At 61.8% G+C, this 13621-nt stretch carries 13 protein-coding genes; 2 read left to right on the forward strand and 11 right to left on the reverse strand.

The features are described from left to right. Position 1: 1 nt before the first annotated feature. The 4 genes from HBN98_RS19490 to HBN98_RS19505 form a co-directional block, all read right to left on the reverse strand. A complete protein-coding gene (locus HBN98_RS19490) occupies positions 2-1054 on the reverse strand; it encodes an alpha/beta fold hydrolase (protein ID WP_083369209.1) in 1053 nt (350 codons plus the stop codon). A gap of 85 nt (positions 1055-1139) precedes the next feature. Next, the gene (locus HBN98_RS19495; protein ID WP_083369208.1) at positions 1140-1574 is read right to left on the reverse strand and encodes a YqaA family protein; all 435 of its coding nucleotides are present in this window, start codon (positions 1572-1574) and stop codon (positions 1140-1142) included. Next, positions 1574-2020: a DUF411 domain-containing protein gene (locus HBN98_RS19500; RefSeq protein WP_064587411.1), complete on the reverse strand. Its 447-nt coding sequence runs from the start codon at positions 2018-2020 to the stop codon at positions 1574-1576. Before HBN98_RS19500 ends, HBN98_RS19495 begins: the two co-directional genes overlap by 1 nt. A 300-nt stretch (positions 2021-2320) precedes the next feature. Continuing rightward, positions 2321-4312 carry a methyl-accepting chemotaxis protein gene (locus tag HBN98_RS19505; RefSeq protein ID WP_083369207.1) on the reverse strand — a complete coding sequence of 664 codons (1992 nt, stop codon included), beginning with the start codon at positions 4310-4312 and terminating at the stop codon, positions 2321-2323. A gap of 379 nt (positions 4313-4691) precedes the next feature. On the opposite strand from HBN98_RS19505, the gene HBN98_RS19510 reads away from it, so the two are divergent. After that, positions 4692-5219, forward strand: coding sequence for a hypothetical protein (locus tag HBN98_RS19510; protein WP_083369206.1), 528 nt, complete (start codon positions 4692-4694; stop codon positions 5217-5219). Between the two features lie 42 nt (positions 5220-5261). Here HBN98_RS19510 and HBN98_RS19515 read toward each other — a convergent pair whose 3' ends face one another. The 6 genes from HBN98_RS19515 to HBN98_RS27955 all read right to left on the reverse strand — a co-directional run bounded on the left by HBN98_RS19515 (position 5262) and on the right by HBN98_RS27955 (position 12731). After that, on the reverse strand, positions 5262-6194 hold the full coding sequence (locus HBN98_RS19515) for a GNAT family N-acetyltransferase (protein ID WP_083369205.1): 933 nt from the start codon (positions 6192-6194) through the stop codon (positions 5262-5264). Next, positions 6194-7483 (reverse strand): phenylacetate--CoA ligase family protein, encoded by a 1290-nt coding sequence (locus tag HBN98_RS19520; protein WP_083369204.1) that lies wholly within the window; start codon positions 7481-7483, stop codon positions 6194-6196. The genes HBN98_RS19515 and HBN98_RS19520 overlap by 1 nt, the downstream gene beginning before the upstream one ends. A gap of 49 nt (positions 7484-7532) precedes the next feature. Beyond that, entirely contained in the window at positions 7533-9935 is a 2403-nt protein-coding gene (locus tag HBN98_RS19525) for an aldehyde dehydrogenase family protein (protein WP_083369203.1), read from the reverse strand. Position 9936: 1 nt separating this feature from the next. Then, positions 9937-11067, reverse strand: coding sequence for a LuxE/PaaK family acyltransferase (locus tag HBN98_RS19530; RefSeq protein ID WP_083369202.1), 1131 nt, complete (start codon positions 11065-11067; stop codon positions 9937-9939). Between the two features lie 9 nt (positions 11068-11076). After that, a complete protein-coding gene (locus HBN98_RS19535; protein ID WP_083369201.1) occupies positions 11077-12333 on the reverse strand; it encodes an MdfA family multidrug efflux MFS transporter in 1257 nt (418 codons plus the stop codon). A gap of 263 nt (positions 12334-12596) precedes the next feature. Continuing rightward, positions 12597-12731 (reverse strand): hypothetical protein, encoded by a 135-nt coding sequence (locus HBN98_RS27955; RefSeq protein ID WP_257737114.1) that lies wholly within the window; start codon positions 12729-12731, stop codon positions 12597-12599. Between the two features lie 157 nt (positions 12732-12888). Between HBN98_RS27955 and HBN98_RS19540 the strand changes: the two genes are divergently transcribed. Next, a complete protein-coding gene (locus tag HBN98_RS19540) occupies positions 12889-13077 on the forward strand; it encodes a hypothetical protein (RefSeq protein WP_025109975.1) in 189 nt (62 codons plus the stop codon). 18 nt (positions 13078-13095) lie between these two features. On the opposite strand, the gene HBN98_RS19545 is transcribed toward HBN98_RS19540, so the two are convergent. Further along, the gene (locus HBN98_RS19545) at positions 13096-13473 is read right to left on the reverse strand and encodes a hypothetical protein (RefSeq protein ID WP_064587419.1); all 378 of its coding nucleotides are present in this window, start codon (positions 13471-13473) and stop codon (positions 13096-13098) included. Between the last annotated feature and the right edge of the window lie 148 nt (positions 13474-13621).

A 13621-nucleotide genomic window follows, 5' to 3' on the forward strand; every position in this document is an offset into this window, starting at 1 on the left:
ATCAACGAACGGGATTCGGGTTGTTCAGCCAGCCGAGCAAGGCCTGATGAAATTTCGCCGGTTCTTCCATCTGCGGCGCGTGGCCGAGGCCGGGAAATTCCACCAGTGTCGACTGTGGTATCAGCTTGGCGACCTGTTTGCCGAGCACGTCATAGTGGCCGATCTTCGCCTTGACCTCAGGGGTGGCGAGATCTTTGCCAATGGCCGTGGTATCGGAGGTGCCGATCAGCAACAGGGTCGGCATCTTCAGGTCCTTGAACTCGTAGTACACCGGCTGGGTGAAGATCATGTCGTAGATCAGTGCCGAGTTCCACGCCACCTGGGTCTTGCCCGGGCCATTGCTCAAGCCGGCGAGCATGTCGACCCAGCGCTCGAATTCCGGTTTCCAGCGGCCGTCGTAATAGGTGCTGCGCTCGTAGTCGCGAATGCCTTGGGCGGTGACCTTCAGCTCGCGCTGATACCACTGATCGACCGTGCGCCAAGGCACGCCGAGGGCTTTCCAGTCTTCCAGGCCGATCGGGTTGACCAGCGCCAGTTGCTCGACCTGGTCCGGGAACAACAGGGCGTAGCGCGTGGCGAGCATGCCGCCGGTGGAGTGACCGAGCAGGGTGGCTTTCTGGATGCCCAGTGCCTTGAGCAGTTGCTGGGTGTTGCTCGCCAGTTGCTGGAAGCTGTACTGATAGTGGTCGGGCTTGCTGGAGGTGCAGAAACCGATCTGATCCGGCGCGACGACCCGGTACCCGGCCTCGCTCAAGGCCTTGATCGAACTGTCCCAGGTGGCAGCGCAAAAATTCTTGCCGTGCATCAGCACCACGGTGCGGCCATTGGCTTTGCCGTGGGCGGCGACGTCCATGTAACCCATCTGCAGGGATTTACCCTGGGACTGAAAGGCAAAGTGCTTGAGCGTGTAGGGATACTGGAAGCCTTGCAGCTCCGGGCCATACGTGGGGCCCGCTTCGGGCACTGCATCAGTGGACGCGGCGGCCTGGGCAAACAGCGGCAACGCGGCCGTCAGGAACAGGCCGGGCAGCCAGCGGGTCAGCGTGACGGACATAGGGCAAACTCCATTGAAATCAGCCGATGCTGGAACGGCGGGATTAGGGCGACGTTAACCACAGGCAACCGCCGTGGCGAAATGTTCAACCCAGCCAACCGGAAGTCAGCAGCGCCACCACGGCGTAACGCGCAGCCTTGGCGACGGTGACGATCAACACAAAGCGCCCGAGTGGCTCGCGCATGACGCCGGCGATCAGGGTCAGCGGATCGCCGATCACCGGCAACCAGCTGAGCAGCAGTGACCAGTGACCGTAACGCTCATAGTGCTTGCGCGCGGTGTCCATGTGCTTCGCGCTGACGGGAAACCAGCGCCGATCCTGAAAGCGTTCGATGCCGCGTCCCAGCCACCAGTTGACCAGCGAACCCAGCACATTACCCAGCGTCGCCACAGCCAGCAGCCCCCACAACCAGTAGCGGTCGCTGACGATCAGGCCGACCAGCAGCGCTTCGGATTGCAGCGGCAAGAGTGTCGCCGCGCCGAACGCCGCCGCGAACAGCCCGACGTAACCGGCGACCATCAGTGAGCCGGGTAGTCCGCCACCACCACGTCCGTGCCGTCCTTCTTCAGGCCGATCACTTGATAGGCATCGCTCATGCCGTCCATTTCCATTCCCGGCGAACCCATCGGCATGCCCGGTGCGGCCACGCCCAGCAGGTCGTCGCGTTTGCTCAGGGCCAGCACTTGTTCAGCCGGAACATGGCCCTCGACGAACTTGCCGTTGATCAGCGCGGTGTGGCACGAGCCCAGGCGCGGTGGCACGCCGTGTTGCTGCTTGAAACTGCTCATGTCGCTTTCGACGTGGTCTTCGACTTTAAAGCCGTTGGCTTCGAGGTGGCTGATCCATTTTTTGCAGCAGCCACAATTGGCGTCGCGATGGACTTCGATCGGGATCAGGTCGGCGGCCTGGGCCAGGGAGGACAGGAGCAAGGCGCCGAGGGCGGCCAGTCGCAAAGGATTTCGCATGAGGGGTTCTCGACTCGCAGACAAACCAGAGATGAACCTGTGGCTTGCCACAGGCGGGAGTTTCCAGGCGGCCATTTTGACCGGATTATCCTGCCCGGCATCAACGGAGTGTTTCAAGTTGATACAAACAGGCCGGCAGGATGATCATGGATCAAAGTCTGCTGAGCGCGAGATGACAAATCTGTCAGATAAAACACGATCCCCTGTAGGAGCTGCGGCACGCTGCGATCTTTTGACTTTGCTTCCTGAAATCAAAATCAAAAGATCGCAGCGTGCCGCAGCTCCTACAGAAGCGGAGCGTTAACGAACCTTGAACCGCCCCATGATCGCGCTGACCCGGCTGTTGGCTTCCAGCAACTGGCGGGTGTTGGTTTCGCTGGCCTGGCCGCTGTGCACCAGTTCTTCGACCATGTGGCGGATCTGCACCATGCTGCGGTTGATCTCTTCGGTCACCGCACTTTGCTGCTCGGCTGCTGTGGCGATCTGCGTGCTGAGGCTGTTGATGTGGCTGACCGAGCCGGCCATTTCATCCAGCCCCGAGGTGACCCGGGCGGTGGCGTCGGCGGCGGACTGGCAACTGGCCTGGGTGTTTTCCATGGCACTGACCGAGGAACTCACGCCCTGGGTCAGGCGGGTGAGCATTTCGTTGATTTCCGAGGTGCTGGCCTGGGTGCGGGCGGCGAGGGCACGCACTTCATCGGCAACCACGGCGAACCCGCGACCTTGTTCCCCGGCACGGGCCGCTTCGATCGCGGCGTTGAGGGCCAGCAGGTTGGTCTGCCCGGCGATGGCGCCGATCACCCCGAGAATCTCGGTGATGCGCTGCGCGTCCTGCTGCATGTTCTCGACTTTCTGGGTGGCGCTGGCCACTTCGCCGATCAACGCCACCACGCTGTTGGTCGCTTCACCCACCACCACCCGCGAACGGTCGGCGTTTTCATTGGCGCGTTGAGTGAACGCGGCGGTTTCAGCGGCGTTCTGCGCGACGCTGTCGGCGGTCGAACTCATTTCGGTGATGGCGGTGACGGTCTGGTCGGTTTCCGAAGCATGGCGCAACAGGATCTGGCTGGTGTGCGCCGAGGTGCGTTGCAGGTCGTCGAGGCTCGTCGCCATCGCGCCGGTGGCCTGGGTCACTTCACCGATCATGTTTTGCAGGTAGGCAATAAAGGTGTTGATCGAGTGTCCGATGGCTCCCAGTTCGTCCTCGGCACGGATGGTGATGCGTCGGGTCAGGTCGGCATCGCCGCTGGACAGCAAGTCGATGTTGGCTTTCAGCGCTTTCATCCGCGAAACCAGTTGGCGGATCGCATAGACCTGCAACAGCACCAGCAGGATCACCAGCGGAATCTGCAGCAGGCTCAGGGTGCTGAGCACGTCGTCACGCTGAGCGGTGAGCATCTTGGTCGGCAGGGCGGTCGCGAGGAACCATGGCGTGCCCTCGATCGGGCGCATGAAGAAGGTGCTGGCCTCGCCGTTGTTGTCGAACTCGACGCGTTGCGCCTGATCGCGATTCTGCAGGCCGGCCTTGACCTGGCTGGCGAAGGTCGAACTCGCGGCCAGTTCACTGATGTTCTTCAGAACGATCGGGCCGCTGATGCGCGAGCTGTTGCTGATGATCTTGCCGTCGGCTTCGACGATCAGCATTTCGGCGTTCAGGTCTTTTTCCTTGCGCGCCACCAGGTCGTTGAAGAAGCCCAGTGTCACGTCGATGGTCGATACTCCCCAGGCGCTGCCGTTTTTCTGGATCGCCATGGCGCAGTTGGTGCGTGGCTCGGCACTCGCGTCATCTTTATAGGCCGCTGCCCAGGCGCACTGGCCGCGCGGGGTCTGCATGCCGCCCTTGTACCAGCTCTGGTCGTAGTAGTTGGGCGCGGCGTCGCTGTTCCAGAAGGTGTTCACCGCCAGTTTGCCCGAGGCATCACGGTGCCAGAAGGTGCTGAATTTGTTGCGCCCGGCCTCACGCTGGCCTGGCAGCGGCCAGATCCCGCCGCCAAACACTTTCAGCTCGCCGTACTGGTCAACCAGCCCCGGCAATACCGTGTCGATGGCCGCGCTGTCGAGCAGGGGAATGGTCTGGGTGATGCTGCGCTGCTGCGATTGGACCTTGTTCAGCTCGCCCTGAATCTGCTCGGCAACTTCGGCGATGCGATTGAGCACCACCTGCTCTTCGGTATGACGCAGCTTGGGCGCGACCAGTTGGCTGATACCGACCACGGTCAGTACCGACAGCAACAGGATGAACAGAACCAGAAACAGGGTGTAGCGAGCCTGAATGGTGCGGAATGCGGGCATGGATACCGGTCCTTGAGCTGCGATTTTTTATTGTGGAGTCGGGGAAAAGCGGCGGGGGTACACCAGCGTATCGTCGGCGCGCGGCGAAGCTTTAGGTACTTTCGTGCAACAAATCGCCGGGCTGACCAGAGGCAGGTATCGGCGTTGATACAAACCCTTCAATCGCCTTGTGCGGCGGCCTGAAAAATCTTCGACGGCGTTCACGCAATCAGCCCTAGCTCCCGCCACAGCACGCTTGTCATGATTTGTATCGAGAATGTACAGAAATTGTAAGCGACTGCACCAAAAGGGTTGGTGCCATTACTTGGCCGGTAGATACTCCCGGCATTCGAGTGGTCCACCAAGGACATTTCATGGTTTTTCTACAGGGAGTCTTCTCATGACGATCGGCATTGTCGGCGGCTGGGAGAGCAAGGCAGGGGTGCTGGTGCGCAATACCGGCGCGAAAAAGCAGGTGAGTCAGAGCGTCAAGGTGCAGCAGATGCTGACCATGGTCGGCAACGACCCGAACGCGCTGAACACTGCGGAAATGGACAAGCAGGGCCTGCGCAAGAACATCAAGGGTTTTGATCCGTCGAACACCTCGGTCAAGCAACTGGGCAATCTGAGCGTTTTCCTGCGCAGCCGCGGCCTGATCTCCGAGATCACTTCCTTCACCTTGCTCAATGCCGGCGACAAGTTCGACCGTTTCGGCGTGACCAAGGACGTAGATGCCAAATTCAACGCGCTGGAGTATTTCGCCACCCAGCTCGACGCCATCCAGAGCAACGGCCTCAATGGCAACGCCTACGGCAAGAACCTGATCCCTGAATATAAAAAGGCGATCTACGTCCTGCAGAACCTCAAGACCTACGGTGAAGGCAACGCGCCTAAACCGGTAGATCAAGGCGTCAAGGCCAAGGCTTAAGCCGAACCTTTACGGCCCGCCCATCCTTTGGGCGGGCCGTTTTCATTTCTGCTTGCGGCACATTTCAGCAAGCGCCAGCGCCTGAGCCTGCAGGTGCTGCATGTGCGGGCAGTGCAAGGTCAGCGTGGCGGGCTGATAACCGCGATGAAACAGCGCCAGCCAGCCTTCGCTGCGTTCATCGGGAACAATCCCGGTGAAGGCAAAACCCACTGCAGCCAGATCTTCCAGTGCGCCGGCAAAGCCGTCGGCGAGTCGCAGCCGGATCGATGTCAACCACTGCGCAGGCAATTGCCCTAACTGTTTGAGCAGGTTTTCATCCAGCGTCTTGAGTAACACGTCGTAACGCCCCGAGGCGTGTTCGAAATGCACCTTCGGCCCCTTCCATGGCGGGGTTTTGTCAGCGACGCCAAATACGGATTGCAGGTGCTGCATCAGCTCGCGACATGCCACGGGCCAGGCCAGCGCCGGCAGCGGGCGTCGATAGCCGTCAATGCTGCAATAGCCGACAACGATGGTCTCGCGTCCGGGGCCGCCAAACGGTGAGGGCACGTAGTCCGGCAACAGCCCGCAACTGTGAAACCCCAGGCCCGCCGCCATACGCTGGGTGTACGGGTGCTGTGTCACCTGTTTGATGGTGACGCCCCGGTAATCGAGCGCCTGCGCATGAATCAGCAACTGTCGGCCCAACAGGGTGGCAACGTTCTGCCCGCGCGTGTCGGGGTGCACCACACTCAGCGCCAGTTCCGCGGTCGATGAATGGCACGCCGCCTGGCGAAACAACGTGGCGTGCCCGCGGATGTTGTCGTCGACCAATGCCACCAGCGAGTGCCAGCGACCGTCGCAATGGTTCTGGCTGATCATGCAGGGCAGGTAGACGTGGGGTTGCACGTAATGGTCGCCGTAGATTTCCCGGAACAGGCTACTGACCGCCGGCGCATCGCTGAGACGATAGCGGCGCAGGATGACCGGGTTCATCACCTGGGCCTCTGGCAGGGGGCCGCGTACTCACGGCGGTCGACGACGCGCTGGCGCTTGCCGGAGCGCGGATGACAAGCCATTTCATCGCTTGCGCAGGCGATCACTTGCAGCTCGAATAACTGATCGACCTGCAGTTGCTGGATCAACGGGTATTGAGCGGTCAGCGCCTGCCGCAGAGCTGAATTTGCCAGGGGGATGTCGGGCGTTGGTGCAGCCGGCACCCAGCGCAGGCTCAGCCGATCTTTTTTCCCTTGCTGTTCGATGAGCAATTGCCAATCGTCGCTGGCGCCGATGCGCTGCACCAGCTTGCCAATATCGCCGGTGTCCAGGCTTAACACCCCCACCCGCACGCGCTGGCTATGCATGCTGCGGCCCATCAGGGCGAACTTGCGCATTGGCGTCCCGGGCGGTTCGCACCAACGGGCCAGGTCCCCGACGGGATAGCGGATCACCGGCATCAATCGGCGGGTGAGGTTGGTCAGCACCAGCCGTCCGGTGCGGTCCGATTCTTCGATGACCTCGCCGCTCACTTCATCAATGATCTCGAGCAGACTGTGCTGCTCCTGCATCCGGTGTTCGCCCGAGGCGCAGTCGCGGTCGCTGGAGCCGATCAGCCCGGCATCGACGCTGGCATAGCCGATCGAGGCGATACGCGCATTCGGGAACACCCGCCCCAGCAATTGCTGCTGCGCGGCGAACAGGCTTTCACCGCCGTAAAGCACGGTGTCGACCCCGTCCAGTGTCTGTGCCTCACGTTCAAGCCACGCGGCGAATTTCAGCAGCTGCGCCGGTACTCCCGCCAACACGTTGATCCGGTACGCGACGACTGAGGCGGCGAGCACGGCATTGTCGACTGCTCCGGTAAACGGAAACTCACTCACGGGTGTTTCGACATGGGCCAGGGCGTCGTGGATGAACACGAAACTCGCATACAGCTCACCGACGAAAAACAGATTGGCCACGCGATCAGCGGGTTTCAGTTGCGCCGTGAGCTGGCGACCGAAATCGCGCACCAGGGTTTGCCATTCGCCGCGGGTGAACAGCGAAAGCTTGCCTGAACCGGTGGTGCCGCCGGTCTTGAACACCAGCGCATCGTCCAGGGCGCCGGTCAACACCGGCCATTGTTCGGGGTTCTGGCTGCCGCGCCAGTAGTGCTCGGGGTCGGTCAGGGGCAATTCGCTCAGTGCGTTGATGGGCGCTGCGACGTCCTTGAAATGCTCGCGGTAGTAAGCCGAGTGACGGCGGGTGTAGCCGAGCAAGGTGTTCAATTCAATGATCGTATTCATGGTCTTTTCTTGAAAAGATTGGCGGTGGGCCGCGTGCAAGTGAATGCAGTCAGCGGCGGTTATCAATCACTGTCGGCGTCTTGCCGCTGTGCCTGTTTCGGGAAAACTGCTCGACGGCACAGTGCTCGACGGCCAGCGTCAGCAACCCGGTCTGCACCAGGGTGGTCAGCTTCGGGTCGTCCAGCAGTCGTCGCCGGATGTCGGGCGCCGGCAACGGGCAGTGCACGTGTAGGCGCTCCAGACCCTCGGGGTCGTGATCGAGGACCAGTTGAAACGGCACTCGCAGGTGGTGCGCCAGCGTCGTCAGAGAAATGAAGTCGGTGCCGATGCGAAGCAAGGTGCCGTGACGTTCCAGCAGTTCGAAACGCGGCGAGGTCAGACCGCAGGCACACCGGCCGGGCAGCCAGCGCCCGCTGTCACCAATGTCATAGCGGCGCACGGACTGGCCCTGGCGTTCGCGGGAGGTCACCAGCAGCCGGCCGGACTGGCCTGCGCCGACTGGCGTGTCGTGCTCGAAGTCGACGATTTCCAGGTGCTGGATATCGCTCATCAGGTGGAAGACGCCGTCTGCCGTGGCTTCGCAGGCATGACCCAAAGGCCCTGCGTCGACGCTGCCGTAAATCGCCGAGCGAATCAGCCTGACACCGCAGCTGTGCAGCAACGCACGCGTTTGCTCGCTGAGGTGTTCGCCGCCAAGAAAGACTTTGTCGACGGCGCCATAGCGTCGCAGTGTCTGCTGTTCGTTGAGAAACAAGCGGTGCAGGGTGCCGGGCATACCGATCAGCACGGTGATTTGCTGGTCGACGATCAATTGCGCGATTTCGCGGTAATCGTCGTCAGCCGGAGCGCCCATCGGCCAGTGCTTGGCTTCGAGGTGTTCCAGCACCTTGGCGAAGCTGGAGAATCCGCCGTACAGCCCGCCGCTGAAGAACAGGTTCATGACCCGATCGCGCGCCGGATCGAGCCCGGCCGCACGCAGACCATCGGCAGCGGCCCGCATCTGGCGCTGGAAATCGCGGTAACTGAATGCCGAAAGCGCGGGTGTGCCACTGCTGCCCCCGGAGCGAAAATACAGCTGTGCGTCTGGGGCGGGTGGTTGCCGGGTAAAGGCTTTTTTGTCCATGATCGGCACCCCGACCAGCAGCGGCGGCGCGGGCTGCGAATCGAGCGTGGCGTGCCGCGCCAGCGTGGTCGGCGGCAAGCTGACCGACACCCTCCGGCTCAGGCGCTGCAGAGCGTAGACCCCGTCATGCGGTTCGCCGTCGTAGCCATCGTGAATGGCTTCGATTGGCGCAATGCGCGTGACCCCGGCGGCGATCAGCGTTTGCGCCAGTTCACCGATCTGTGCCTCGGGACAGAGCAAGGCGCAGCTCTGCAGCACGTTGCGCCACGGCAGCAGCGTCGCTGCGAGCATGTCGCGGGGCACCGGTTTGAGCAGCAGGCTGCGAAACAGCGCAGACGGTTCGAGCTGGCGGTCATGGCCCCAGATCACGCGCCAGCCGGGTGTATTCCAGACTTGCCCGGTTTGCCCGACGAAGCTCTGAGCCAACTGCGCCATCGCCGTGCAGGTGGTGATTTGCGAGGCCTCCTCAAGGGTCGGCGTGAGGGCCGGCCAGCGCCCGCCACGGCGTTCGAACGCCTGCGCCACTTGCGCGCCGATGTCCCGCAGGACGGCCGCGTCGTCACTGTCGACCAGCAGCCATTGCGGGCTGGAACAGGCTTGCTGATCGAGGCGGCAGACTTCATCGACGATGGCATCGAGCACCGCTGGCGATACGGCGTCCGGGCTCAGGTAAACCAAACTGATGCGGTGCCCCCAATCGATCCAGCGACAGCCTGGCGCGAGCTGTTGGCGGATGGCGTGCAAGGCGTTTTCACCACCCCAGGCCGCGACGCCGTTGGCGTGTTGGCACAGTTGGCCGATTTGCGCGGTGGTCGCCGGCAGCACCGCGACGTAACCGCTCAGTTGCCCAGTCGGATCACATTCGAGCAGCGCCTGGAGCAATTGCGCGGTGAAACCGCCGTCGCTGCTGCTCGGACGCAACCAGTTGACGTTACCGCTCAACAGGCTTTCGAGAACTGCGCAGAACGCCAGCAGCGGAGCGTTGGCCGGGGTGATGTGCACCACCAGGCCCAACGGGCTCCAGCGTTCGAAGCGCGACAGTCGATCGTCGATGCGGCGCAGTGAATCGGGCTGCGGACCGAGTTCACGATCCAGCTTGGCCTGCAGCGCGGCGGGCTGGCAGAAATCGATCAGCGCCTGGCGTTGCCCGGCATCGAGCTCCAGCGCCGAAGTCTGCTGCTGCAAGCGTTCGGCGAAGACTTTGGTGGCGGTCAGCAGCGTGCTGGTCTGAAGCGGGGTCTGCAGCCGTTGTGGCAGCTCTTCGACCAGTTGCTGCAAGGCGTTGCCGAGGTTGCCGTCGGCGTAAAGATGTCCATTGATCAGGTACATGTCAGTGCCTCCCCAGCAGATCGGAGGCGGCCATCGCACAGCTTCTGGCCGCTGTGGTGCCGGCGCGTCCATGCAGCTCGAACCAGTCGCTGAGCAAGCCGCAACCGCAACTTGAGCCGGGGTGCAGCGTGGCAAGGTCACTCATGACCACCGCGTGCGCCGGACTCGAGGAAATGTAGGGCGAAACCAGACTCAGCAGACCGCGCTGCCCGTACGGCACGACGGAAAAATCCTGCGGATTGCGCACGTACACCTTCGCGTAGACCGGCACATGAAAGCGATGATGGGCACACTCGATGTAAGGCACCGCGTGCTCGACCGCACCGTAGCCATCGCGGCAATCCTGTGCGTTGATGCCCAGTTGTTGCTCGATACGCGCGTACAGCTGCTGTTTCGGGACTTCTTCAGCGGCACGGGTTTTCCAGCCGCCGCCGAAAAAAGCCAGTGATCCGGCCGGCAGTTGCAGATCCGCCACGCCGGTGGCGCGCATGCGTTGCAGGGTCTCCCAAAGAAACGCCGGGAAGCCGAAGATCCGAACGGGTAGGCCTTCTGCGGCGAATGCCCGCAAGGCGGCGATCACACCGAACAGATCAAACTGGTGACCGTCGCCATTCGCCCGCAGTGCGTACACGGTTCGGGTGACCGGGGCAAAGCGGCACAGGAACTGGTCAGTGAAGGAGGTTCCCAGGGTGATCCGCTGCTCGGGCTCGTAGCTCAGCAGCAGGTAATTGCACGGTGTGTGCGGCGTGATCCAGCCGTACTGGGCGAATATCCGCTCGACCATGTACTGCGCCGCCGCGAGGCTGCGGCTGTCGTAGCGCATGCGGCTTTTTTGCCCGCTGGTTCCGGAGGAGGTCAGTTCCAAGGCGTCCGCACCAGTGGGGCTTAGCAGCAAATGTTGTTTGAAGAAACTGGCGAAAATCGGTGGCAGTTGCGACCAGTCGTGCACGGTGTCCAGCGCATCGACCTCGATTGAGTGCGCGCGCAACCAATGGTCGTAACCGGGCGTGTGGGCGGCGTGGAACCGGGTGATTTCAACCATGGCCAGATCGAACAGCCCGCCGGGCACGGAATCCGGGCAATAGGGTTGCGGCAACGCGCAAAGCGCATCGCTGTGGGGGAAGCGAGTCATTGAATGTCCTTATTGAGGTGCGTTCGGCGTTGCGGGCGTCGATGAGCTGTTGCGCAGAAGGCGGTAAAGCAGAGGCAGGCACAGCAGCCCGCCGAGGGCTGCCCACAGGGCGAAGGATTGCAGGCTGCGGCCGCCGCCGATGAGTGCAATGAGCGTTCCACCGCCGCCCATCACGGCAATCGACAGCATGCCGATCATCGCCGACACCAGACCTTTGCCGTCATCGCTGGCGAACAGTGCCAGGCGGTACAGTGCGGCATTGCTCATGCCCAGACCCAGGGCGTACAGGGCAAGACCGGCGACGGTCAGTATCAAAGAGGTCGAGCCGAGTGACGCGGCGATCAACAGCAGCAGCCCGAGGCAGAAGGGCCACAAGGCCAGTTCAATCAGGCGTATCAGCGACTGATCGCCCAGCAACCGGTCAAGCAGCAGATTGCCGACGATCACTGCCGAGAACACCGGGATCTGCCACAGGCCATACGCCAGCGCAGACAGTTCCAGGCGCTGCATGAGCAGCACTGGCGCGAGGCCGATCCAGGCAATCAGCGGCAGGCTCATCAGGCCCAGGGCCAGGCTGCTGGCGACGAAGCGTCGGTTGCGCAACAGGGCAAGGTAACGCTGACCCATCTGCCTGAACGAGAACGGCGCAGGGGCCTGTTGCTGGCCGTCGCGGCGTACGACGCCAATGGTTTCCGGCATCCACGCCAACAGACCGAGCCAGATTATCGCGCTCGCGGCACCGAGGCCGAGAAACAACTGACGCCAGCTCAGCCATTCCAGTAGAAGACTGCCGAGCAACGGCCCGAGCAGTGGCGACAACAGTGCCACGTTGCCCAGCAAGGCCATGAGCCGCACCGCATCCGCTTCGCAGAACACTTCCTGCAGCGTTGGATAGCTGACCGCAATGACGAAACCCAGGCCCATGCCTTGAATCAGGCGCAGCGCGTTGAAGGCTTCAATGCGCTGGGTCATGACGGCGGCGCTGCACGCCAGGCCGAACAGCGCGCAGCCAAGCAACAGCAGCCGGCGTCTGCCGTAGCGGTCGGAGAGGGGGCCGATCAGCCATTGCAGGCAGACGCCGCCAATCAGGTACAGATTGAAGGCGTTGGGTACATGCCGGGCATCGGCGTGGAGTTCGTCGGTGACCGACAACATGGCGGGCATGATCATGTCGCTCGCCATGTAGGTGATCAGTTCGAAAGCGGTAATGGCCAGGCAGAATCCGATGATTTGCACCGGTCCCATTACGATCAAAGTTCTCTGCATAACGTCCCTGTTCCATTGGTGGAGAAAGTGCGCAGAGACTAGAGGCAGAGCGGTCGCAGCAGCCAATGCTTTGCTGCGACACGAGATTTCAAATGCTTACAACGTATTAAAGGCAGACGATGGCTGACACGAACAGGCGTTTTTCCGCAGAGGGATGCACCCACAAAAATGCCCGCCGGGCGGCGGGCAGGGTGTATGTGGAAAAGGCTTGTGGTGTTTCTCCACCGGCACTTCAGCGGCACCGGCAGGCGAACGTTCCTGTTCTATCGATGGTAATAACCGGGGCCTTCCTGGTAGCGATGGTGGTCGTCGTGCCAGCCGCCGTGAGGGAAAATGATGCAGCCACTCAGGGTCAGTACGGCAAGGAGGGGAATCAGCCAGGTGATTCGACGGAACATTTCAGAAATCCTCATGGTTACGCCGTCATGAAGCCAAAACTCTTCATCGGCTGTAACATGAGACCGCGTTCGCCGCGGCTCATCCCCGCAACAGGGTATGTGCATGGCATGCAATCGGATACAAACCGGATACATTTGAAAGTTTCAGGAACCCGCAATGACCCAGAAGCAACGTTTGAAATACTCGATCCTGATCGCCCTGTCGGTGCTGGCGATCATGCTCGGCCTGTCCTGGCTGCAAAACGCCGGGATGATCAGCGAGAAGATGTTCCAGTACATCGCCATCGGTGTGGCGGTGGTCGTGGTGGTGATCAACGGGGTGATGCGCCGCAAGGTCAAACCCTGACGGCGATCGCGGGACGCTTCAATCGTTATTGAGCACTGCAGCAGCCTGTGGATGCAGGCTGTAACTCTTGTCCGGGTTGAAGGTGACCACACCTTCGGCGCACAGCCGCTTCAACACTTCACGCACACTGAGAAACGACAGCGGCACGTCGAGGTCGAGCAACTGACTGTGCACGCCGCGCACCCCCAGGCGTCGGTCGCTTTGTGCGGCGACCAGCAGGGCGTCGATGACTTTCAGGCGAATCAGGCTGGTGCGCAGGCCGAAGCTCTTGAGCAGCAGGCGAATGCGCTCATTGCCCGATCGTTCGGGGCTTGGTGCGAAACTGCTCGCGCTAGGGCTCATGGAAGCTCCTTGTGACGCCTGGCTACCGTCCGTTGGTAGTTGCGAGTTGTACATGGGATTACTCCTTTGCAGAGCCTGATCAGGAAACGTTTTGCCAGCTCTCAAAGAACAAGACGTTTCAGCACGACGAATCATGAAAGGAAATATGTAGAAATTTTGTCGCTTATTCGTTGTTTTCCCGTAATCACGGGATTGCCCGGCC

It is taken from the genome of Pseudomonas koreensis (assembly GCF_012986595.1).
GTDB lineage: Bacteria > Pseudomonadota > Gammaproteobacteria > Pseudomonadales > Pseudomonadaceae > Aquipseudomonas > Aquipseudomonas koreensis.

Bases quoted from the DNA above. Each gene is read 5' to 3' on its own strand.
- HBN98_RS19520 (WP_083369204.1), bottom strand. From the start codon at position 7,483: ATGAATACGATCATTGAATTGAACACCTTGCTCGGCTACACCCGCCGT.
- HBN98_RS19540 (WP_025109975.1), top strand. From the start codon at position 12,889: ATGACCCAGAAGCAACGTTTGAAATACTCGATCCTGATCGCCCTGTCG.
- HBN98_RS19495 (WP_083369208.1), bottom strand. From the start codon at position 1,574: ATGGTCGCCGGTTACGTCGGGCTGTTCGCGGCGGCGTTCGGCGCGGCG.
- HBN98_RS19530 (WP_083369202.1), bottom strand. From the start codon at position 11,067: ATGACTCGCTTCCCCCACAGCGATGCGCTTTGCGCGTTGCCGCAACCC.
- HBN98_RS19505 (WP_083369207.1), bottom strand. From the start codon at position 4,312: ATGCCCGCATTCCGCACCATTCAGGCTCGCTACACCCTGTTTCTGGTT.
- HBN98_RS19525 (WP_083369203.1), bottom strand. From the start codon at position 9,935: ATGTACCTGATCAATGGACATCTTTACGCCGACGGCAACCTCGGCAAC.
- HBN98_RS19535 (WP_083369201.1), bottom strand. From the start codon at position 12,333: ATGCAGAGAACTTTGATCGTAATGGGACCGGTGCAAATCATCGGATTC.
- HBN98_RS19515 (WP_083369205.1), bottom strand. From the start codon at position 6,194: ATGAACCCGGTCATCCTGCGCCGCTATCGTCTCAGCGATGCGCCGGCG.
- HBN98_RS19490 (WP_083369209.1), bottom strand. From the start codon at position 1,054: ATGTCCGTCACGCTGACCCGCTGGCTGCCCGGCCTGTTCCTGACGGCC.
- HBN98_RS27955 (WP_257737114.1), bottom strand. From the start codon at position 12,731: ATGTTCCGTCGAATCACCTGGCTGATTCCCCTCCTTGCCGTACTGACC.
- HBN98_RS19545 (WP_064587419.1), bottom strand. From the start codon at position 13,473: ATGTACAACTCGCAACTACCAACGGACGGTAGCCAGGCGTCACAAGGA.
- HBN98_RS19510 (WP_083369206.1), top strand. From the start codon at position 4,692: ATGACGATCGGCATTGTCGGCGGCTGGGAGAGCAAGGCAGGGGTGCTG.
- HBN98_RS19500 (WP_064587411.1), bottom strand. From the start codon at position 2,020: ATGCGAAATCCTTTGCGACTGGCCGCCCTCGGCGCCTTGCTCCTGTCC.